This window comes from Mesorhizobium sp. CA15, assembly GCF_020165215.1.
In the GTDB taxonomy this organism is placed as follows: domain Bacteria; phylum Pseudomonadota; class Alphaproteobacteria; order Rhizobiales; family Rhizobiaceae; genus Mesorhizobium.
Genome location: NZ_JAIUHQ010000001.1, coordinates 222,649 through 243,374, shown reverse-complemented (window position 1 = coordinate 243,374; position 20,726 = coordinate 222,649). Strand labels below are relative to the sequence as shown.

Sequence of the window (20,726 nt, the reverse complement as noted above, 5' to 3'; positions counted from 1 at the left end):
AGCTCAGGCGACTCGGCCGGATGTCCGCATGGATACCCGGCCGATTTCTTGCGCGGTATCGATAAAGGCCCTGAGCTTCGGCGCCATCGACGCGCGGCGCGGGAAATAAAGGAAGAGGCCAGGCTCCTCGATCGCCGTCTGCGGCAGCATCTGGACGAGGCGCCCGGCGGCAAGGTCGGCGCGCACCAGCGGCTCGAAGACGTAGGCGAGCCCGACGCCGGCCAGCGCCAGATCGACGGCGCCAAGCGAATCCGTGACGACGGTCGTGCCGCGCGTCTCGACAACGACATCCTTGCCGTTGTCGTTCAGATCCCAGCGGTAAAGCGCGCCTGACCGAACCAGCCGGTAGCCGATGCAGTTGTGATTGGCGAGATCGGCCACGTCGCGCGGACGCCCGCGCTTTGCGACATAGGCGGGAGAAGCAACGATCACGGCTTTGAACGGTGGCGTCATCCTGACGGTGACCATGTCCTGCGCGATCATTTCACCCAGCCGGATGCCGGCGTCAAACCCTTCCCCGACGATATCGATGAGTCCCTGATCAGCAACGATCTCGACCGTCACCTCGGGATAGCGTTCCGCCATCGCCGCGACCACCGGCGTCACCGCCAGGGGGATCGCTATATTGGAGGCGTTGATCCTTAGCAGGCCGGCGGGCCTTCCCTTCACGCCTCGAATGCGGTCCATCCGCTCGGCGATGTCCTGCAGGGCAGGGCCCGCAGTCTCCACCAGCGCTTTGCCTGCCTCGGTCAGCGAGACGCTGCGCGTCGTGCGCGCAAAGAGCGGCTGGCCGATGCGCTCCTCCACCAGCCGCACCGCATGGCTGACGGCAGACGGGCTCATGCCCAGCTCAGCCGCGGCAAGCGCGAAGCCGCCGCGTCGGGCCACGGCGACAATGACCGGAAGGTGTGTGAGCAGATCGCGATCCATTCATGAATGATATCGCACAGTTTTTGCGAACAATGCAATCTTATCGATGCCCCTGAGCCGGCTCATATTGGCTTCAACACATCGGCGGCGGGCTGATGGCCAAGGAGAGACCAAATGAACGCGTTGAGACATGTAACTTTTGCCGCAGGAATGGTGCTGGCGCCGGTCGATGCCGGCGGTGCCGAACCGGCCGGCTGGCAGGCCCTTGCCGACGAGCGTGCCGTCATCCGCATCGCCGACGCCATCGACCGCGCGGTGGATGCGCAGGACTGGAAGCTGGCGCGCAGCTATTTCGCCGAGCGTGTCACCGCCGATTTCAGCAGCCTGTCCGGCCAGCCCGCGGCCAACATCGCGTCCGACGACCTGATCGGCGCCTGGGCGGGCAACCTCAAGGGCAGCAAGACCAGCCTGCATCTGCGCACCAACCATCAGGTCGTGTTCGAAGCCGATGCCGCGACTGTCCGCTCCAATGGCTATGCCTGGAACCGGATGGAAGGCAATGGCGATCCGCTCTGGGAAGTCTGGGGCATCTACGAGCACCACCTGACGCGCTCGGCTTCCGGCTGGAAGGTCGACGGCTTCACCTTCCGCATGACGCATGAGCGCGGCAATCCCTGGGTCAAGGCCACCCCCGGCCAGTGACCGGCAGGAAATCAGTTCAGAATCGGGAGACCACCACCATGACCATGACCTATTACACGCTTGGCAACAGCGGCCTGCGCGTCAGCCGGCTGGCGCTCGGTACCATGACCTTCGGCACCGAATGGGGCTGGGGCGCGGACAGGGACACAGCCCGCGCGATATTCGACGCCTATGCCGAAGCGGGCGGCAATTTCTTCGACACGGCCGACCTCTATACTGGCGGTACCGCCGAGACCTGGCTCGGCGAGTTCGTCGCCGAGCGCGGCCTGCGCGATAAGGCGGTGATCGCCACAAAATTCACCATGAATTCCGAGGCCGGCAATCCGAATGCCGGCGGCAACGGCCGCAAGAACATTATGCGGGCCGTGGACGCCTCGCTGAAACGGCTCGGCACTGACTATATCGACCTTTATCTTCTGCATGTCTGGGACAGGATTACCCCGGCTGAGGAGGTGCTGCGCACGCTGGACGACCTCGTTCGCGCCGGCAAGGTGCGCCATATCGGCCTCTCCGACGTGCCGGCCTGGTATGCCGGCCGCGCCCAGGCGATCGCCGAACTGCGCGGCTACGAGCCGGTCTCGGCGCTGCAGCTCGAATATTCGCTCGCCGAGCGCGCCATCGAACATGAATATGTGCCTTTCGGCACCCGTCATGGCGCCGGCATCATGGTGTGGAGCCCGCTGGCCAGCGGGCTGCTCAGCGGCAAATACAAGCCGACGCAAGCCGGAAGGGCCGGGCGGCTCGACGGTTTCCGCAACACCACGCATCCCGGCTTCCAGAAGTTCAGCGACCGCAACTGGGCGATCGTGGCGGAACTCGAGAAGGTGGCGGCCGAGCTCGGCCGCAGCATGGCCCAGGTTGCGCTCAACTGGGTGGCGACGCAGCCAGGCATCGCTTCCGTCATCCTTGGAGCGACGAAGCTCACTCAGCTGCAGGACAATCTCGGCGCGCTCGATTTTTCGATTCCCGCCGAGCTTCGGGCGCGGCTGGAAAAGGTCAGCGCCATGCCGGCGCCGTTCCCGCATTCCTATTTCGGCTCCGAGATCCAGGTCCGGGTGACCGGCGGCGCCGTGACCGGCGACAAGCCGGCCGGTTATTCGCCCGCGGTCATGATCGAAGGCGAGGCGGTCAGCGTCTCCAGCCGTTGATCAAAGAGGCGGCAACTGACCGAAAAAGCCTGGAATTTTGCACGAGGGCGCGGCGTGACATCGCCGCGCCCTTCGTGTATCGGGTCAACCCGTCATGACAGCATCGCCGGATGAAACGGGGGCGGTTTTGCCTCCAAAATTGTCGCGCCGAGATATTCGAGGAATGAGATGACGGTGAAGCCCCTCTATCGACGTGTCGTGCTGAAGGCTTCCGGCGAAGCGTTGATGGGCGAGCAGCATTTCGGCATCGATGTCTCCGTTGTCGACCGCATCGCCGCCGACATTGCCGAGGCGCGCGCGCTGGGCGTCGAAGTGGGTGTCGTCATCGGCGGCGGCAACATTTTTCGGGGCGTGGCTGTGGCCTCGAAAGGCGGCGACCGGGTCACCGGCGATCACATGGGCATGCTCGCCACCGTCATCAACTCGCTGGCGCTGCGCACCTCGCTCAACAAGATCGGCGTCGATGCCGTTGTGCTTTCGGCGATCGCAATGCCGGAACTTTGCGAGAGCTTTTCCCAACGCCAGGCGACAGCCTATATGAACCAGGGCAAGGTGGTCATTTTCGCCGGCGGCACCGGCAATCCGTTCTTCACCACCGATTCGGCCGCGGCCCTGCGCGCCGCCGAGATCGGCGCCGATGCGCTGTTCAAAGGCACGCAAGTCGACGGGGTCTATTCGGCCGACCCCAAGAAGGACCCGAACGCGGTCCGTTTCGACCGCATCAGCCACGCCGAAGTCATCAAACGCGGGCTTGCGATCATGGACACAGCCGCGATTGCACTTGCGCGTGAAAACAACATTCCGATAATCGTCTATTCGATCCACGAAAAAGGTGGTTTCGGCGATATTCTAAGGGGCGGCGGCCATTGCACGGTCGTCGCGGACAAATAACCGAAGCCGGCATCCGTTGAACGGTACCGCGGACGGGACGACGGCATAAGCAGTGAACCCGGCGAACGGGTCGAGGAGATGATCATGAGTGGCGAGTTCGAAGATCTGAAGCGACGCATGGACGGGGCGATCGCCGCCTTCAAGCACGACTTGGCGTCGCTGCGCACCGGCCGAGCCTCCAGCAACCTGCTCGACGCCGTCCAGGTCCAGGCCTACGGCACGACGATGCCGATCAACCAGGTGGCCAACGTGACGGTGCCGGAGCCGCGCATGATTTCGGTCTCGGTCTGGGACAAGTCGATGGTCAGCGCGGTCGACCGCGCTATCCGCGAAGCCAATCTGGGCTTCAATCCGATCGTCGACGGCACCAATCTCAGGATCCCGCTGCCGGAACTCAATGAGCAGCGCCGCAAGGAACTGGTCAAGATCTCGCATGGCTATGCCGAGAACGCACGCGTCGCGGTGCGCCATGTCCGCCGCGACGGCATGGATTTCCTCAAGAAGGCTGAGAAGGACGGCACCATCAGCGAGGACGATCAGCGCAAGCGGTCCGACCAGGTCCAGAAGCTGACCGACGAGATGATCAGCACCATCGATCACCTGCTTTCCGATAAGGAAGCTGAAATCATGCAGGTTTAGGGTCGGGATTTTCCGGCTCGAAAGCGAGACTATGGCAACGCCCGCGCATGTCGCGATCATCATGGATGGAAACGGACGCTGGGCCAAGGCGCGCGGCTTGCCGCGCCTTGCGGGACACCGCGCCGGCGTTGAGGCCCTGCGCAAGACGGTCCGCGCCGCACCCGAGCTCGGCATCTCCTATCTGACGGTCTACGCATTTTCATCGGAGAACTGGTCGCGGCCGAAATCCGAGGTCAGCGACCTCATGGGGCTTTTGAAGCTGTTCATCCGCCGCGATCTTGCCGAACTGCATCAGAACGGTGTGCGGGTGAGGGTGATCGGCGACAAAGAGGGGCTGCAGCCCGATATCCGGGGGCTGCTGCAGGAGGCCGAATCGCTGACCGCCGGCAATGAGGCGCTGACACTGGTCATCGCCTTCAATTACGGCGGCCGCGACGAGATCGTGCGCACAGCGCGCAAGCTGGCGGAGGCCGTCGCGCGCGGCGACATGGCGAGCGAGGCGATCACGGCCGAAAGTTTTGCCGCATCGCTCGACACAAAGGGCATTCCCGATCCCGAGCTGGTGATCAGGACCAGCGGCGAGCTCAGGCTGTCGAACTTCCTTCTCTGGCAGGCTGCCTATAGCGAGCTCGTTTTCCTGCCTTGCTATTGGCCGGACTTCAGCCGCGAGCACCTGGCCGACGCCTTGCGCGACTTTGCCGGCCGTGAAAGACGTTTTGGCGGGCTCGCCGCCCGTGATGTCGCGCTTTAGGCGCCGCACCCATGAGCAACCTCCAGCAGCGCCTCATCTCGGCAATCGTGATGGCGGCTCTGACGCTTGCGCTCACCTGGCTCGGCGGATTGCCGTTCCGGCTGTTCTGCGCCGCAATAGCGGCGCTGATCTTCTATGAATGGACGCGCATGGCGCGCGCCGGGAACGGCGCGGCGCTCGGCTTCCTGCCCGAAGTACTGATTCTGATCTTCGTCGGCGCCCTGATCGCCGGCCTGCCGGCCTTGTGGCTGCTGCTCCTCGTCGCGATCCTGGTGGCGGTCGCGGCCATTGTCGCTCGGACCAAGGGGGCCGCGCCGTGGGAAGCCTCGGGGGTGGCCTACGCAGCACTATCCGGCTTTTCGCTCGCCTATCTCCGTGACGACAGTCATTCCGGGCTGATTGCGATTCTCTTCCTGTTCGCCGTGGTCTGGGCAACCGACATAGCTGCCTATTTCGTCGGCCGCGCGGTCGGCGGCCCGAAGCTCGCGCCGTCAATCTCGCCCGGCAAGACGCAGAGCGGCGCGCTGGGCGGCGCCGTCGGCGGCGTTATCGCCGGAGTTTTGCTCGCAATCGCGGCCGGCGCCGGCAATCTCGTTCAGCTTGGCCTGGTGGCGCTTGCTCTGTCGATCGTTTCGCAAGCCGGCGACCTGTTCGAATCATGGGTCAAGCGCCGGCACGGCGCCAAGGATTCGAGCAATCTCATTCCCGGCCATGGCGGCGTCATGGACAGGGTGGACGGGCTTGTCGCGGCCGCGTTCGCACTGTACGTCATGGGCTGGGTCGCGGCGGGCGCCGAGCATCCGGCATTGGGGCTTTTTCCAAACTGAACGACACAGCAGTAAGGCGAAAAATGGCGCGCGCCACCGATTCGCCCGGATTGATGCCACAGTCGCGGTGGAATGTCGCTCGCGGGCGAATTTGAGGGCATGACTTGAACGACATCTTTCACGCGGTTTTCAGTACACAAGGCTTCGTCCTTGGCACGCTCGTGCCGTTTTTGTTCGTGCTGACCGTCGTCGTGTTCGTCCACGAGATGGGCCACTATCTGATCGGCCGCTGGTGCGGCATCGGCGTGAAGGCTTTTTCCATCGGTTTCGGCCCCGAGCTCTTCGGTTTTTACGACCGCCGCGGCACGCGCTGGAAGCTTTGCGCCATTCCGCTTGGCGGCTACGTCAAATTCGTCGGCGACATGAATGCGACGTCGAGCCAGCCGAGCACGCAAGAGCTCGAATCGCTGACGGATGCCGAGCGCGAGGTCGCCTTCCACACGCAACCGATCTGGAAGCGCGCCGCTACCGTCGTTGCGGGGCCGTTGTTCAATTTCCTGCTGACGATCGCCGTGTTTGCGGTGCTGTTTTCCCTCTATGGCCGTCCGGTCCTGGAGCCGATGGTGGCCGAGGTGACCGCCGGCAGCCCGGCGGAAAAAGCCGGAATCCGGCCGGGCGACCGATTCGTCAAAGTCGATGGCAGCAAAGTAGAGACCTTCGCCGACGTGCAGCGGCTGGTTTCAGGCCGGGCTGGCGACGCCATCACCTTCACCATGCTGCGCGACGGCAAGGAAATCGACGTTACGGCCGCGCCGGAGCCCATGGAGCAACAGGATGCGCTGGGCAACAAGGTCAAGGTCGCGGTCATCGGCGTCGTCAACAACGCCGAGCTCGGCCAGCCGCGGCTGATCTCCTACACGCCGGCCGGCGCCGTGGTGGCGGCGGTCGAGGAAACCGGGCACGTGATCGAGCGCACCGGCCAGTTCCTGCAGCGCTTTGCGCTTGGACGCGAGGACAAATGCCAGTTGGGCGGTCCGATCAAGATCGCGAAGATGTCGGGCCAGGCAGCCAAGCTCGGCTTCGAGTGGCTGGTGCAGCTTGTTGCATTTCTGTCAGTCGGAATAGGATTTCTCAATCTCCTGCCGATTCCCCCTCTCGACGGCGGCCACCTGTTGTTCTACGGCGTGGAGGCCGTCATCAGGCGGCCCGTTTCGGAGCGAACGATGGAGATGGCCTACCGGACCGGGTTGTTCCTGGTCCTCGGATTCATGGGCTTCGTATTTTGGAACGATCTGTTTGGATGCTGAAATCATGAAGAAATTTGGCTTCAGCTTCGGTCATATTGAGATGCCGTTTACCATGCGTGGGGATATGCGTGACGCGAAAGCCACGCGGTACGGTTAAGTAAATACAAATTAACCGGGAGCCTTGCGTGTAGGGAAAATCCGGTTAATACGGTAAGGGAAAATACCGCACGTCCGGTTTTCTCGCCGTGGGGACTACGAGAAAAAGGTACAAAAGCCCGATGAAGGCAGCATCCAAGTTTCTGAGCGCCGCTTCCGCGGCGGCTTTGTCCGCCGCTCTGGTCGTGCCAAGCGCGCTCGCAGTGCAGTTCGCCGCCACGTCGGTGGCCGAGGCCGCGGTCATCTCGCGTGTCGAGGTCAGCGGCAATCAGCGCGTCGATGCGGAAACCATCCGCAATTACATTTCGATCAAGCCGGGCAAGCCTTTCTCCAGCTCCGATATCGACGACGCCGTCAAGGCGCTGTTCGGCACGGGGCTGTTCTCGGACGTTCAGATCAACCAGGTCGGTTCGAGCCTGGTCGTCAAGGTTTCCGAATACAAGGTCGTCAACCAGGTCTTGTTCCAGGGCAACAAGAAGATCAAGGACAACGCGCTTCAGATGGGTATCCAGCTGAAGCCGCGTGCAACCTTCTCGCAGCAGGCGCTGGACGCCGATGTCGAGGCGATCAAGACGGCTTACAAGCGCATTGGCCGCGACGACGCCGCGGTGACCACGCAGGTCATGGATCTCGGCGACAATCGCGTGAACGTTGTCTTCAACATCAACGAAGGCGGCCGCACCCAGATCGCGGCGATCAACTTCGTCGGCAACCACGCTTATTCCAGCCGCCGCCTGTCGGACGTCATCAACACCAAGCGCTCGTCCTGGCTGTCCTTCGTGCTGCGCGATGACGTCTATGACGAGGACAAGCTGCGCGCCGACCAGGAGCTGCTGCGCCGCTTCTACTACAATCACGGCTATGCCGACTTCCAGGTTGTCTCGGCCGTCGGCGAGCTTGACGACGCCACCAACAAATACACGGTCACCATCACCGTGCAGGAAGGCGATCGCTATACGTTCGGCGACGTCAGCGTGGAAAGCACCATCCCTGAAGTCGATTCGAAGTCGCTGGAATCGGCGGTCGAAACCCACAAGGGCGACGTCTACAATGCCAAGGACGTCGAGGATTCGATCGTCGCGTTGACCGAGAAGGTCGCGGGTTCGGGCTATGCCTTCGCCCAGGTGACGCCGCGCGGCGATCGCAATTTCGAGAACCACACCATTTCGGTCGTCTACACCATCGACCAGGGCACCAAGGCCTATGTCGAGCGCATCGAAATCCGCGGCAACGACCGCACGCGCGACTATGTCATCCGTCGCGAATTCGATGTCAGCGAAGGCGATGCCTTCAACCAGGTTCTCATCCAGCGCGCGAAGAAGCGGCTGGAAGCCCTTGATTATTTCCAGTCTGTCGACATTTCGACCGTCCCCGGCTCGGCGCCGGACCAGGTCGTGCTGGTGGTCACCGTGGTCGAGAAGTCGACCGGCGAATTCTCGATCGGCGCTGGTTATTCGACTGGCGGCGACACGCCCGGCCCGTCGATCGAAGGCTCGATCACCGAGCGTAACTTCCTCGGGCGCGGCCAGTACATCAAGCTGTCGGCCGGCGGCGGCAGGCATTCGCGCGACTATGCCATTTCGTTCACCGAGCCTTACTTCCTCGGCCGGCGTATTGCGGCGGGCTTCGATATTTACAAGTCCACCCGCGAATACGATCACTACGACACAGACACAACTGGCGCGACTATCCGCTTCGGCCTGCCGATCACCGACAACGTTTCGACGCAGCTGGCGTACAATATCTCGCAAGAGAAGTATTCGATTGCTGATAACTGTCTGACAGGCGGCGTGTATGTTCCTGGCAGCCCATGCACGATCTCTCCGGCCATTATTGAGGGTGTCGGCGAGAGCCCTTGGCTAAAGTCATCGGTCAGTTTGGGCTTGGTCTACAACACCATCGATGACATGAAGAACCCGCATGAGGGTCTCTACGTCACTGGTGTAACCGAAGTTGCTGGTCTCGGCGGCGATGCTAAGTGGGTCAAAGTGACCGGGCGTGCAAGCGTGTATCAGACGTTGTCGGAGCAGCTCGACCTTGTCGGCCTCGTTTCTGGCGGCGCAGGCTACATTGCGGGCTATGGCGACAACGGTCTGCGTATCTTCGACCAGTTCCAAAGCAACGATCGCATGATCCGCGGCTTTGAGTATGGCGGCATCGGCCCTGTGGACCCGCTCACGGGCGATCATCTCGGCGGCACGACCTATTTCAATGCGTCGGCCGAAGCGCAGTTCCCGCTGCCTGTCATTCCAGAAAGCTTCGGCTTGCGTGGTGCCGTGTTTGCCGATGCGGCAACGCTTTACGGAACCAAGATTACTTCGGTTGCGCAGGAATCGACGGACATGAAGCTACGCGCCTCGGTCGGTGTCGGCCTGATGTGGGCTTCGCCGTTCGGCCCGATCCGCATCGACTATGCGATCCCGGTCAAGAAAGAGTCGACCGACGACGTGCAGGAATTCAACTTCGGTATCGCGACCCGCTTCTAACTTTGTGGTTGCGATGGTTCCGGGCCGGATGACGGCCCGGAGTGGACCGATCCAACCCAGCTGGATATTACTTCTGGAATGACCGATCCGGTGTTCTTCGCGCCTTCACGCCGGTACACGGCTGGCGAGGTCGCGAATCTGACCGGCGCCAGCCTGTTCGATTCCGATCAGGCCGAAATTGCCATCGAGGCGCTGGCTCCCGCCAACGAGGGTGGCAACGGCGCGCTCGTCTTTGTCGACGGCAAGCGCAATTTCGCCTTGATGCCGTCGCTCAGGGCGGCCGCGGTGCTATGCCCCGCCGATTTCGCCAGCAAGGCGCCGCCGGGCATCGCGGTGCTCATGCATCCGCGCCCGCAGCAAGCTTTCGCGATGGTCGGGCGCCTGTTGTTTCCGCAGGCTGCGACTCCGGGGCCATTGACCGGAGAAACCGGCATATCGCCCCATGCGTTTATCGATCCATCCGCGCACATCGAGGACGGGGCGATCGTAGAGGCGGGCGCCGTGATCGGTCCCGGCGTATCCATCGGCAGCGGCACGGTCGTTGCGCCCCACGCCGTTGTCGGCCGTTCCTGCCAGATCGGCCGCGACGGCTTCATCGGCCCCGGCGTCAGCATTCAATATGCGCTTATCGGCAACCGCGTCATCATCCATGGCGGCGCCAGGATCGGCCAGGATGGTTTCGGCTTCGTCGGCGGCGCCAAAGGGCCTGAACGCGTGCCGCAGATCGGCCGCGTCATCATCCAGGACGATGTCGAAGTGGGCTCCAATTCGACCGTCGACCGCGGCGCGATGTCCGACACCGTCATCGGCCAGGGCACCAAGATCGACAATCTGGTGCAGATCGCCCACAATGTTCGCATCGGCCGCAATTGCATTATAGCCGGGCTTTCGGGTATTTCCGGTTCCGTCGTCGTCGGCGACAACGTCACCATGGGCGGCGGTGTCGGCCTCGCCGATCATCTGACCATCGGGCCAGGAGCCAAGCTTGCTGCGAGAAGTGGATTCATGAACAACGTGCCGGCAGGCGAGGTCTGGGGAGGTTACCCGGCGCAACCCATGGCGGAAGCCATGCGTGAGATAGCGATGCTGCGCAGGATGGCCAGGACGCGCAAGCAAGGCGACGGAAATGGCTGATACGGTGGCAACAACACTCGACGCGGTCGACATCATGGGGCTTATGAAGCTCCTGCCGCATCGCTATCCATTCCTGCTGATCGATCGCATCGTCGACATAGACGGCGACGAGTCCGCCGTCGGCATCAAGAACGTGACCATCAACGAGCCGCATTTCCAGGGCCATTTTCCCCAGCAGCCGGTCATGCCCGGCGTGCTCATCATCGAGGCCATGGCCCAGACCGCGGGCGCGATCTGCATTCGCAGCCTCAACACCGAGAAGCCGTCGCTGGTTTATTTCATGACCATCGACAACGCGAAATTCCGCAAGCCGGTCGTTCCAGGCGATCAGCTCAGGATCCACGTCAAAAAAATCAAGAAACGCGGCAACCTGCTGAAATTCGCCTGCGAGGCGATGGTTGACGGCGCGAAAGCCGCCGAAGCCGAGGTTTCGGCCATGATGGTTACCGGCTGACGGTTCGAAATGCTCATGAAAGTCGCGACATCCATTCATCCTTCCTCGGTCGTCGAAGAAGGAGCCAGGCTCGGCGAAGGCGTACGCATCGGACCCTTCTGCCATGTCAGCGCCGATTCGATCATCGGCGACCGCGTCGAACTGGTCAGCCATGTGTCGGTGATGGGCGCCACGTCCATCGGGGCGGGGACAAAGGTCTATCCAATGGCGACGCTAGGCGCGCCGCCGCAAAACACCAAGCACAAGGGCGGTCGCACCACTCTGGTCATCGGAGCGAACTGCACCATTCGTGAAGGCGTCACAATGCATGTCGGCACCGACACCAGCCGTGGCGAGACGACTGTCGGCGACAACGGCAACTTCCTAGCCTACGCCCACATTGCCCATGATTGCGTCGTCGGCAAGAATGCCACCTTCGCCAATGGCGCGACGCTGGGCGGACATTGCGAGATCGGCGACAACGTCTATATCGGCGGCCTGACCGCCGTTCATCAATTCGTGCGCCTCGGCGACAATGTTTTCATCGGCGGCTGCGCGGCGGTCGTTGGCGACGTCATTCCTTATGCCATCGCCGCCGGCAACCGCGCCAAGCTGCGTGGCCTGAACATCATAGGGCTCAAGCGCTCCGGCCTGCCGCGTTCCGAAATCTACCTGCTGCGCAAGGCTTATAGGACGATCTTCGATCGTTCCCGCACCGTCGGTGAGAATGTGGAACTCGCCAAGGCCGAGTTCGCCGGGTCGCCAACGGCCATGAAGATCATCGATTTCATCACAAGTCGCGGCAAACGGCACTTTGCCGTCCCATCGCTCAAGGGCGACGGCGACGACGACAGCGGCGATGACGAGGGCTGAGCCGGCCAAGGCAGGGCTCGTACTCGCGCCGGGCTCCAGGGTCGGCATCATCGCCGGTGGGGGCAGCCTGCCCGTCGAGGTTGCCGATGGTCTGCTCAAGCAAGGTTTTGTGCCCTTCGTGATCATCGCCGAGGGTGAGGTCGACCGCGAGGCGGACTTTTCCGCCTACGAGCGGCAGACGCTGGCACTGGAAGATATCGGCCTGCTGCTTCCCTTGTTGAAGCGCAATGGGATCACGCATCTCGTTCTTGCCGGCGAAATCAAGCGCAGGCCGCGTTTGAGCAAAATTCGACCGACACTTGGCTTGCTGGCCATAATACCTTCCGTGACCAGAGCGCTGAGACGCGGCGACGACGGCTTGCTGAAAGTGTTGACCCGAAGCCTTGAAGATCGGGGCATTGCGGTGGTCGGCGCGCATGAGGTCGTTCCCGAACTGACGGCCGGCGAAGGCACGTTGACGGCGGCTCATCCAAATCAATCGGACTGGCGCGACATCAAAGCCGGGCGCGCCGCCGCCAAAGCCATTGGCGCGCTCGATATCGGCCAGGCGGCGATTGCGATAGGAGGTCGAGCCATCGCGCTGGAAGGCATCGAGGGCACTGCCGGCCTGCTCGACAGAACGCGGGAATTGCGCAGCCACGGCAGGCTGGCCGGCAAGGCGCGCGGCGTACTGGTCAAATGCGCCAAGCCTGGGCAGGAGCTGCGCGCCGACTTGCCCTCCATCGGCCCGCAGACGATCGAAGCCGCACACGCCGCCGGGCTGGCCGGCATTGCGCTGGAAGCCGGCCACGCCCTAATTCTCGAAGGTCCGGAAACGCTGGCGCGCGCCAATGCTCTCGGCCTGTTCATCATCGGCCTGCCCGCCATGGAGGCGTCCAATGGGGAGCCGGCTAATGGTCGCTGACAAGCCGCTCAAGCTCGCGATGGTCGCCGGCGAGGAATCCGGCGATCTGCTTGGCGCCGACATCGTGCGGGCGCTCGAGCGCACGACGGGCCGCAAGGTGCAGCTCGTCGGCATTGGTGGCCGCCACCTGCAGCAACTGGGGCTGACCCCACTCTTCGATGGCGGCGAGATCGCGCTGATGGGCTTCAGCGCGGTGCTGCGCGACCTGCCGCGGCTGATGCGCCGCATCAGCCAGACGGCGGCGATGATCGCGGCCGAGCGGCCCGATTGCCTGATCACCATCGACAGTCCGGACTTTTCGCTGCGTGTCGCAAAGAAGATCCGCGCAACGGCACCGGCCATTCCGATCGTCCATTATGTCTGCCCGAGCGTATGGGCCTGGCGGCCGGGCAGGGCGGTGGCGATGAAGCCCTATGTCGATCACATCCTCTGTATCCTGCCGTTCGAGGTGAAGGCGCTCGCTCGTCTTGGCGGACCGCCGGGCACTTATGTCGGCCACCGGTTGACGCAGGATCCGGGCGTGCTTGGCGCCGCCAAGGCGCAGAGCCAGCCGCGCGATCTCGCCGACGACCGCGTCAAGACGGTGCTGGTGCTGCCCGGCTCGCGCCGCGGCGAGGTGCGGCGGCTGATCGAGCCCTTCGGCAAGGCGATGTCGGCGCTGCGCCAGCGCGGCCACCGCCTGCGCTTGCTGTTGCCGACGGTGCCGCATGTCGCCGAGCTGGTGAAGGCCTCGGTCGCGAGCTGGGACGACAAGCCGGAAATCATCACCGAGCCGGACCGCAAATGGCAGGCCTTCGGCAAGGCCGACGCGGCGTTGATCGCGTCTGGGACGGTTTCGCTGGAACTGGCGCTCGCGGGCGTTCCGATGGTTTCCTGCTACAAGCTCGACCCGATCGCGCGCCAGCTTCTGCAGCATATGGTGACGACGTGGTCGGCGCTGCTGCCCAATTTGATATCCGATCGCGCGCTGGTGCCGGAATTCTACGATCAGTATGTCCGGCCGGAGAACCTGGCGCGGCAGCTGGAAGCCCTGTTTGCCGACACCGGCATGCGCGCCTGGCAAAAGGCGGGCTTTGCCGAGATTGCCCGGCGCATGGCGACCGATCGGCCCTCGGGCGAGATCGCCGCCGAGGTGGTGATGGGGTGCATAAAGAGAGTGAATAGGGAGTAGCGAATAGCGAATAGGGCTGTGTCGGCTTCGCCCGTTTCCCCTATTCGCTACTTGCTATTTCGCTATTCGCTCAATTACCTTTTCGCAATCGGCACGTAATCGCGTTCCGTAGCGCCGGTGTAGAGCTGGCGCGGCCGGCCGATCTTCTGGTGCGGATCCTCGATCATTTCCTTCCACTGCGCGATCCAGCCGACGGTGCGGGCGACCGCGAACAGCACGGTGAACATCGTGGTGGGGAAGCCCAGCGCCTTCAGCGTGATGCCGGAATAGAAGTCGACATTCGGATAGAGCTTCTTTTCGATGAAATACTCGTCGGTCAGCGCGATCTTTTCCAGCTCCATCGCGATGTCGAGCAGAGGATCGTCCTTGATGCCGAGCTCGCCCAGCACCTCATGCGCGGTCTTCTGCATGATCTTGGCGCGCGGATCGTAGTTCTTGTAGACGCGGTGGCCGAAGCCCATCAGCCGGAACGGGTCGTTCTTGTCCTTGGCGCGGGCGATGAACTCGGGGATGTGATCGACATGGCCGATCTCGCCCAGCATGTTGAGGGCCGCTTCGTTGGCGCCGCCATGCGCCGGACCCCACAGGCAGGCGATGCCGGCGGCGATGCAGGCGAACGGGTTGGCGCCCGACGAGCCGGCTAGGCGCACTGTCGAGGTCGAAGCGTTCTGCTCGTGGTCGGCGTGCAGGATGAAGATGCGGTCCATGGCGCGCGCCAGCACCGGATTGATCTTGTATTCCTCGCACGGCACGGCAAAGCACATGTGCAGGAAGTTGGCCGCGAAGCCGAGATCGTTCTTCGGGTAAATGAAGGGTTGGCCGATATGGTACTTATAGGCCATCGCCGCGATCGTCGGCATCTTGGCGATCAGGCGCATGGAGGCGACCATGCGCTGATACGGGTCCGAGATGTCGGTCGAGTCGTGATAGAAGGCCGACAGCGCGCCGACCACGCCGCACATCACCGCCATCGGATGCGCGTCGCGGCGGAAGCCGGTGAAGAAGCGCGACATCTGCTCATGCACCATCGTGTGGCGCGTCACGCGATAGTCGAAGTCGTCCTTCTGCGCCTTGGTCGGCAATTCGCCGTAGAGCAATAGATAGCAGACCTCGAGGAAGTCGCCATGCTCGGCGAGCTGATCGATCGGGAAACCGCGATGCAGCAGGATGCCGGCATCGCCGTCGATGAAGGTGATCCCCGATTCGCAGCTTGCGGTTGAGGTGAAACCGGGATCGTAGGTGAAGGCGCCGGTGGTGCTGTAGAGCGAGCCGATGTCGATGACGTCCGGCCCGACCGTCCCGCTTCGCACCTTCAATTCGTGCGTCTTGCCGGCGAGCTCGAGCCTGGCGGCCGACTCGCGCGTTTTGCTGCCCGGTTCCGGTTTTGTCGCAGCTTCGCTCATTCTCAACTCCTTTTGTTCCTCATGCCGGCAAGGCAATTCCTGCAAACGACACGTCGAAGTCACCGGAATGCGCGAACTCGCCACCGCATTTTAGGAGGTGCGTGCCAGATTGGGCCAAGCCCAATGTTGCACTGCGAAACACACCTTTCAATGCCAATCTTCTTGGGCCAGCTCGCTCCTAATCGATTTGATCTCCAATGCGCGCAAGGCTTTCCTCGCGGCCCAGCACAGCAAGCACATCGAACACGCCTGGCGAGGTGCTGCGGCCGGTCAGCGCGGCTCTCAGGGGCTGCGCCACGGCGCCCAGCTTGTGCCCGCCGGCCTGCGCGAAGTCGCGGATCGAAGCCTCGGCCGAGGCGGCGTTCCAGTCGCCCTGAACAGAAGACAATGCGCCATGCGCGCCGCGCAGAATCGCGCGCGCATCCGCGTTGAGCAAGCCCGCCGCCTTCTCGTCCAGCGGCAACGGCCGCTCGACGAACAGGAACGCCGCGCCGTCGACCAGTTCCACAAGAGTTTTCGCCCGCTCCTTGAGGCCGGGCATAGCGGCAAGCAGTTGCGCCTTGCGCCGGTCATCGAGCTTTGCCGCGAGCGCCGGGCCGCCTTCGAGATATGGCAAGGTGGCGACGAAGATGTCAAACAGCGCCCGGTCGTCCATCTTGCGCATATGGATGCCGTTCAGCGCCTCGAGTTTGGCGAAGTCGAAGCGGGCCGCCCCCTTGTTGACGTCGCCGATGTCGAACCAGGCGATCATGTCCTTAATCGACATCACCTCGTCGTCGCCATGGCTCCAGCCGAGCCTGGCCAGATAGTTGAGCAGAGCCTCGGGCAGGTAGCCCATGGCGCGATATGCCTCGACGCCGAGCGCGCCGTGCCGCTTCGACAGCTTGGCGCCGTCGGCGCCGTGGATCAGCGGGATGTGCGACATCGATGGCACGTCCCAGCCCATGGCGTTGTAGATCACCGTCTGGCGCGCGGCATTGGTCAGGTGATCGTCGCCGCGGATGATGTGGGTGACGCCCATGTCGTGATCGTCGACGACGACGGCATGCATGTAGGTCGGGACGCCATCGGAACGCAGGATGATGAAGTCGTCGAGATCCTTGTTGGGGAAGCGCACCTCGCCCTGCACGCGGTCGTTGACGATCGTCACGCCCTCGGTCGGCGCCTTGATGCGGATCGCGCCCTTGACGCCTGCCGGCGCCTCGGAGGGGCCGCGGTCGCGCCAATGGCCGTTGTAACGCGGCGGCAGGCCCTTGGCACGTGCGGCCTCGCGCATCGCCTCCAGCTCCGCCGGCGTCTCGTAGCTGTAATAGGCCTTGCCCATGCGCACGAGCTGCTCCGCCACCTCGCGGTGACGCGGCGCGCGCTCGAACTGCGAGACGGCGTCGCCATCCCAGGAGAGGCCAAGCCAGGTCAGCCCGTCGAGAATGGCAGCCGTGGCAGCTTCGGTGGAGCGCTCGCGATCGGTATCCTCGATGCGCAGCAGCATCGTGCCGCCGGTGTGCTTGGCATAGAGCCAGTTGAACAGCGCCGTGCGCGCCCCGCCGATATGCAGGTAACCTGTAGGCGAGGGGGCAAAACGGGTGACGACCTTGTCGGACATGGAACTCTCGAGGAAGCGCTGAAAAATGCATGTTTCGCGCAGACTTCCACGCGACCGGCGTTCATGTAGCATAGGCGGTCTGGGGCGCAAGGGGCAGACCCGATGGCTGGACGTGGCCGGGGCGTGAGGGAGGGCGGGGAAACGACAGCTGGCGTCAGCGAGCGCCTGATGTTTGCCCATGCCGCGCCTGCGGAAGAAGCGCCGGTTTCGCTTCCGGAACTCCGTCTACCAGCCGGGCTTCTGCCGCCCGGTGCCGGTGCGCTTCAGCCAGCCTCGTCAATAGACACCGTAGGCCGAATCCGCAAACAGCTTGGCCGCGCTTCGCTTCCTGCGTTGCGCCGAGGCATCGCCGTCGCCATGGAGATCGAGCTTGACCGTGGCGTGGGCTTCCTGCTGGTGCCGGTGTTCCTGGCAGCCGGCGTGATCTGTTACTTCTCGCTGAGCGCCGAGCCGGACCTCTACAGGCCGCTTGCGGCGGTCGCCCTGATGGCGGTCTGCGCGGCGGTCTCGCGTTCCCGGCACAGAACGCACCTTGTCTTCATGGCGGCGTTTTTCTGCGCCTTGGGCTTTCTTGCGGCCAAGGTGGAGACCTGGCGGATGGCGACCCCGATGCTGGGTTCCGAAATCCAGACACGGCTGACGGGCCGCCTCGTCACCGCCGAGGCGATGGCCAACGGCCGTGTCCGGCTCACCATAGATCTGATATCCACGGAGCGTCCGAAGCTGCGCTACGCGCCGGACCGCATCAGGCTGTCGGCGCGCAGGATCCCGTCCGACATGTCGGCCGGGTCGATGCTGACCGGCTATGCCAAGCTGCTGCCGCCGACAGGTCCTGTTCGGCCGGACAGCTACGACTTTTCCTTCGACAGCTATTTTGCCGGCATAGGCGCCAGCGGCTTTTTCCTGGGCGATCCGAAACTTGTCGCGCCGACCCCGAGTGCGCCAACGGAGGTGCCGTTTGGCGCGCGCGTGGCATCGGCCATAGAAAATGCTCGCGAGGGGATTGCCGACCACATCAGGAGCAGCATCGGCGGTTCCGAGGGCGAGATCGCGGCGGCGCTGATCGTCGGCGTTCGTGCTGGCATTCCGGAAGCCATCAACGAGTCGATGCGACGCACCGGCATCTACCACATCATTTCGATCTCCGGCCTGCATATGGCGCTGGTCGCCGGCACGATCATGGTGCTTTTGCGCGGCGCCTTCGCGCTGTTTCCGGACTTCTCGTCGCGCCGGCCGGTGAAGAAATATGCCGCTGGCATCGCGCTGGCGTCGATCGCCGCCTATCTCGTGATCTCCGGCATCGTGGTGGCGGCCGAGCGAAGCTTCATCATGCTTGGCGTGATGCTGGTCGCCGTGCTTTTCGACCGCGCGGCGCTGACCATGCGCAACCTGGCGATCTCTGCCATCGCCGTCATCCTGGTCTCGCCGCATGAAGTGGTCGGCCCGAGCTTCCAGATGTCCTTCGCCGCCACCGCCGCCCTGGTCGGCGCCTATGCCGGCTTTGCCGACTATCGCGCCGGCAAAACGACCGCGCCGCCGGCAAAGCGTTCGTTTCTCGGGTTCTTATCGCGAAAACTGGCGATTGGAGCGGGTGGCGCCGCCGTGACGTCGCTCATCGCGGGCAGCGCAACATTGTTGTTTGCCATCTGGCACTTCCAGCGGGTGTCGCCGCTCAGCCTGCTGGCCAATCTGGCGGTCATGCCGATCGTCTCATTGGTCGTCATGCCGTTCGCCGTGCTGAGCGCGCTGGCCATGCCCTTCGGCTTAGACGGTCCCTTCCTCTTTGTCATGGGCAAAGGCCTGACGGCGATGATCGCCATTTCGGCATGGATTTCCGAGCGCTCACCGGTCGACGCCGTGGGGCTGATCTCGATCCAGTCGGTGCTGCTGGCGACGGTCGCGCTGGTCATCGCGACCATGGCTACCACCTGGCTGAGGCTTGCCGCCGTTCCTTTCGCGCTCGCTGCGCTGCTGGCCATTCCGCATGTCCGCACACCGGACGTGCTTATCTCGGAGGATGCGCATCTGGTGGCGATGCCGATCGGCGGCGGCGAGCTTGCCGTCAATCGCGAACGCTCCAACGAGTTCACCACCGACAATTGGAAACGGGCGCTGAAAGCCGAGGAGATCGTGCCGCCGGAAAGGTTCGCCAAAGATGCGCTGGACATTGCCGATCCCGTCGACCTGCCGCCCGGCTCGCCCTTCTATTGCAGCGGCGATCTCTGCATCGGTCGGCATCCTTCCGGCGCGATCGTCGCGCTCGCCGAGACCCGCGACACCGCCCGGCCGGCCTGCGGCTTCGCCGACCTCATCGTCATCAACGACGCCACGGCCTATAACCCGTGCCGCGATCCGCGTGTGCTCGTCGTCACCAAGCGGCAGCTGGCGCGCGACGGCAGCGCCGCCGTTTTCTTCGATCCGCAATCGGCAACCGCGCGGCCAACCGTCCGCTACGCGGTCGTAGAACCATACCGACCCTGGCACGAGCAGCGGAAATACACGCGCGAGGCGAGGGGACTGGCGCCCTATAAGCAGCCGGAAAAACCAGCCGCCGCACCGGCCCAATAGATTGTCGTCCGGGCGAAGAAGGCCGGGCAGTTCTGCTCAGTAGCGGCGGATAAGTCCGACGAGCTTGCCCTGAACCTTGACCCGATCCGGTCCGAAGATCCGGGTCTCATAGGCCGGGTTGGCGGCCTCGAGCGCGATCGAGGCACCCTTGCGGCGGAAACGCTTAAGCGTCGCCTCCTCATCGTCGACCAGCGCCACCACGATCTCGCCCGGGCTTGCGGTGTTGGCATTGCGGATGATGACGGTGTCGCCGTCGAAGATGCCGGCCTCGATCATCGAGTCGCCCTTGACCTCCAACGCGTAATGCTCGCCGCCCATGATCATGTCCGGCGGCACCGAGATCGAATGCGTCTGGTGCTGGATGGCGTCAATCGGCACGCCGGCGGCGATGCGGCCCATCACCGGAATGGATACGGCCGCCGCGGCCTCGTCGTCGTTGCTTGGCGTCGGGGTGCGCGATGGCGTCGTCGGCTTGACCTGGCGACTGAGATTGCCTTGGCCGCCCTGGATGATGCTCGGCGAAAACTTCTTCGCGGCATTCAGGCCAGGCGCGATCGAGTCGGGTAGGCGCAGCACTTCCAGCGCGCGCGCCCGGTTCGGCAGCCGGCGAATGAAGCCACGTTCCTCCAGCGCAGTGATCAGCCGGTGGATGCCGGACTTGGAGGCAAGGTCGAGCGCCTCCTTCATCTCATCGAATGATGGAGGAATCCCGCTCTCCTTCAGGCGTTCATGGATGAACATCAGGAGTTCATGTTGTTTGCGCGTCAGCATCGGCGGCCCCCACGGGTTCTGAAACCAGAATCAGAAAAACAAACCCAGAACAAACACTATCTGTTCCAGTTGTGTTCCGCAACCGTTTAAAGTTTAGTGAATTTGTTAAGGCTGCCGAAACAATGTCGCATCCGGTGACGGCCGGCTGCCCCTCCTGGGGCAGCGGCATTGATTTCGCTCGATTTTGGAGTTCCCCTTACGCTGAAATA

18 protein-coding genes are annotated in these 20,726 nt (G+C 63.4%); 14 read left to right on the top strand and 4 right to left on the bottom strand.

What is annotated here, in order from left to right:
- Positions 1-3 precede the first annotated feature (3 nt).
- Positions 4-930, bottom strand: a complete 927-nt coding sequence (locus LB515_RS01225) for a LysR family transcriptional regulator (protein ID WP_224706505.1) — start codon at positions 928-930, stop codon at positions 4-6.
- Between the two features lie 114 nt (positions 931-1,044).
- On the opposite strand from LB515_RS01225, the gene LB515_RS01220 reads away from it, so the two are divergent.
- From LB515_RS01220 to lpxB, 13 genes are all read left to right on the top strand, one after another.
- Entirely contained in the window at positions 1,045-1,572 is a 528-nt protein-coding gene (locus LB515_RS01220; RefSeq protein WP_224706504.1) for a nuclear transport factor 2 family protein, read from the top strand.
- A 38-nt stretch (positions 1,573-1,610) separates the two neighbouring features.
- A complete protein-coding gene (locus tag LB515_RS01215) occupies positions 1,611-2,720 on the top strand; it encodes an aldo/keto reductase (RefSeq protein WP_224528754.1) in 1,110 nt (369 codons plus the stop codon).
- A 168-nt stretch (positions 2,721-2,888) separates the two neighbouring features.
- A complete protein-coding gene (pyrH, locus tag LB515_RS01210) occupies positions 2,889-3,611 on the top strand; it encodes a UMP kinase (RefSeq protein WP_095765617.1) in 723 nt (240 codons plus the stop codon).
- An 84-nt stretch (positions 3,612-3,695) separates the two neighbouring features.
- Entirely contained in the window at positions 3,696-4,250 is a 555-nt protein-coding gene (gene frr / locus LB515_RS01205; RefSeq protein WP_095765618.1) for a ribosome recycling factor, read from the top strand.
- A 31-nt stretch (positions 4,251-4,281) separates the two neighbouring features.
- Positions 4,282-5,001, top strand: a complete 720-nt coding sequence (locus LB515_RS01200) for an isoprenyl transferase (RefSeq protein ID WP_140545922.1) — start codon at positions 4,282-4,284, stop codon at positions 4,999-5,001.
- A gap of 11 nt (positions 5,002-5,012) precedes the next feature.
- Positions 5,013-5,828 carry a phosphatidate cytidylyltransferase gene (locus LB515_RS01195; protein ID WP_224706503.1) on the top strand — a complete coding sequence of 272 codons (816 nt, stop codon included), beginning with the start codon at positions 5,013-5,015 and terminating at the stop codon, positions 5,826-5,828.
- A 104-nt stretch (positions 5,829-5,932) separates the two neighbouring features.
- On the top strand, positions 5,933-7,075 hold the full coding sequence (gene rseP / locus LB515_RS01190; protein WP_224706502.1) for an RIP metalloprotease RseP: 1,143 nt from the start codon (positions 5,933-5,935) through the stop codon (positions 7,073-7,075).
- A 218-nt stretch (positions 7,076-7,293) separates the two neighbouring features.
- On the top strand, positions 7,294-9,657 hold the full coding sequence (bamA, locus tag LB515_RS01185) for an outer membrane protein assembly factor BamA (protein WP_224706501.1): 2,364 nt from the start codon (positions 7,294-7,296) through the stop codon (positions 9,655-9,657).
- Positions 9,658-9,735: 78 nt separating this feature from the next.
- Positions 9,736-10,791, top strand: coding sequence for a UDP-3-O-(3-hydroxymyristoyl)glucosamine N-acyltransferase (gene lpxD, locus LB515_RS01180; RefSeq protein ID WP_140545926.1), 1,056 nt, complete (start codon positions 9,736-9,738; stop codon positions 10,789-10,791).
- Positions 10,784-11,245 (top strand): 3-hydroxyacyl-ACP dehydratase FabZ, encoded by a 462-nt coding sequence (gene fabZ, locus LB515_RS01175; protein WP_224706500.1) that lies wholly within the window; start codon positions 10,784-10,786, stop codon positions 11,243-11,245. Before lpxD ends, fabZ begins: the two co-directional genes overlap by 8 nt.
- Before the next feature lie 15 nt (positions 11,246-11,260).
- On the top strand, positions 11,261-12,097 hold the full coding sequence (gene lpxA / locus LB515_RS01170; protein ID WP_224706499.1) for an acyl-ACP--UDP-N-acetylglucosamine O-acyltransferase: 837 nt from the start codon (positions 11,261-11,263) through the stop codon (positions 12,095-12,097).
- Positions 12,084-13,001, top strand: coding sequence for an LpxI family protein (locus tag LB515_RS01165; RefSeq protein ID WP_224706498.1), 918 nt, complete (start codon positions 12,084-12,086; stop codon positions 12,999-13,001). Before lpxA ends, LB515_RS01165 begins: the two co-directional genes overlap by 14 nt.
- Positions 12,991-14,172, top strand: a complete 1,182-nt coding sequence (lpxB, locus tag LB515_RS01160; protein ID WP_224706497.1) for a lipid-A-disaccharide synthase — start codon at positions 12,991-12,993, stop codon at positions 14,170-14,172. Before LB515_RS01165 ends, lpxB begins: the two co-directional genes overlap by 11 nt.
- Positions 14,173-14,246: 74 nt before the next feature.
- Here lpxB and gltA read toward each other — a convergent pair whose 3' ends face one another.
- A complete protein-coding gene (gene gltA, locus LB515_RS01155; RefSeq protein ID WP_140546402.1) occupies positions 14,247-15,575 on the bottom strand; it encodes a citrate synthase in 1,329 nt (442 codons plus the stop codon).
- A gap of 178 nt (positions 15,576-15,753) precedes the next feature.
- Complete coding sequence (gene gltX / locus LB515_RS01150) at positions 15,754-17,178, bottom strand: glutamate--tRNA ligase (RefSeq protein WP_224706496.1); 1,425 nt, start codon at positions 17,176-17,178, stop codon at positions 15,754-15,756.
- 102 nt (positions 17,179-17,280) lie between these two features.
- Between gltX and LB515_RS01145 the strand changes: the two genes are divergently transcribed.
- Positions 17,281-19,746, top strand: coding sequence for a ComEC/Rec2 family competence protein (locus tag LB515_RS01145; protein WP_224706495.1), 2,466 nt, complete (start codon positions 17,281-17,283; stop codon positions 19,744-19,746).
- 36 nt (positions 19,747-19,782) lie between these two features.
- Here LB515_RS01145 and lexA read toward each other — a convergent pair whose 3' ends face one another.
- Entirely contained in the window at positions 19,783-20,517 is a 735-nt protein-coding gene (gene lexA / locus LB515_RS01140; RefSeq protein ID WP_095765370.1) for a transcriptional repressor LexA, read from the bottom strand.
- Between the last annotated feature and the right edge of the window lie 209 nt (positions 20,518-20,726).

Coding starts and splice junctions, on each gene's coding strand:
- LB515_RS01225 (WP_224706505.1), bottom strand. CDS start 930: ATGGATCGCGATCTGCTCACACACCTTCCGGTCATTGTCGCCGTGGCC.
- LB515_RS01220 (WP_224706504.1), top strand. CDS start 1,045: ATGAACGCGTTGAGACATGTAACTTTTGCCGCAGGAATGGTGCTGGCG.
- LB515_RS01215 (WP_224528754.1), top strand. CDS start 1,611: ATGACCATGACCTATTACACGCTTGGCAACAGCGGCCTGCGCGTCAGC.
- pyrH (WP_095765617.1), top strand. CDS start 2,889: ATGACGGTGAAGCCCCTCTATCGACGTGTCGTGCTGAAGGCTTCCGGC.
- frr (WP_095765618.1), top strand. CDS start 3,696: ATGAGTGGCGAGTTCGAAGATCTGAAGCGACGCATGGACGGGGCGATC.
- LB515_RS01200 (WP_140545922.1), top strand. CDS start 4,282: ATGGCAACGCCCGCGCATGTCGCGATCATCATGGATGGAAACGGACGC.
- LB515_RS01195 (WP_224706503.1), top strand. CDS start 5,013: ATGAGCAACCTCCAGCAGCGCCTCATCTCGGCAATCGTGATGGCGGCT.
- bamA (WP_224706501.1), top strand. CDS start 7,294: ATGAAGGCAGCATCCAAGTTTCTGAGCGCCGCTTCCGCGGCGGCTTTG.
- lpxD (WP_140545926.1), top strand. CDS start 9,736: ATGACCGATCCGGTGTTCTTCGCGCCTTCACGCCGGTACACGGCTGGC.
- fabZ (WP_224706500.1), top strand. CDS start 10,784: ATGGCTGATACGGTGGCAACAACACTCGACGCGGTCGACATCATGGGG.
- lpxA (WP_224706499.1), top strand. CDS start 11,261: ATGAAAGTCGCGACATCCATTCATCCTTCCTCGGTCGTCGAAGAAGGA.
- LB515_RS01165 (WP_224706498.1), top strand. CDS start 12,084: ATGACGAGGGCTGAGCCGGCCAAGGCAGGGCTCGTACTCGCGCCGGGC.
- lpxB (WP_224706497.1), top strand. CDS start 12,991: ATGGTCGCTGACAAGCCGCTCAAGCTCGCGATGGTCGCCGGCGAGGAA.
- gltA (WP_140546402.1), bottom strand. CDS start 15,575: ATGAGCGAAGCTGCGACAAAACCGGAACCGGGCAGCAAAACGCGCGAG.
- gltX (WP_224706496.1), bottom strand. CDS start 17,178: ATGTCCGACAAGGTCGTCACCCGTTTTGCCCCCTCGCCTACAGGTTAC.
- LB515_RS01145 (WP_224706495.1), top strand. CDS start 17,281: ATGGCTGGACGTGGCCGGGGCGTGAGGGAGGGCGGGGAAACGACAGCT.
- lexA (WP_095765370.1), bottom strand. CDS start 20,517: ATGCTGACGCGCAAACAACATGAACTCCTGATGTTCATCCATGAACGC.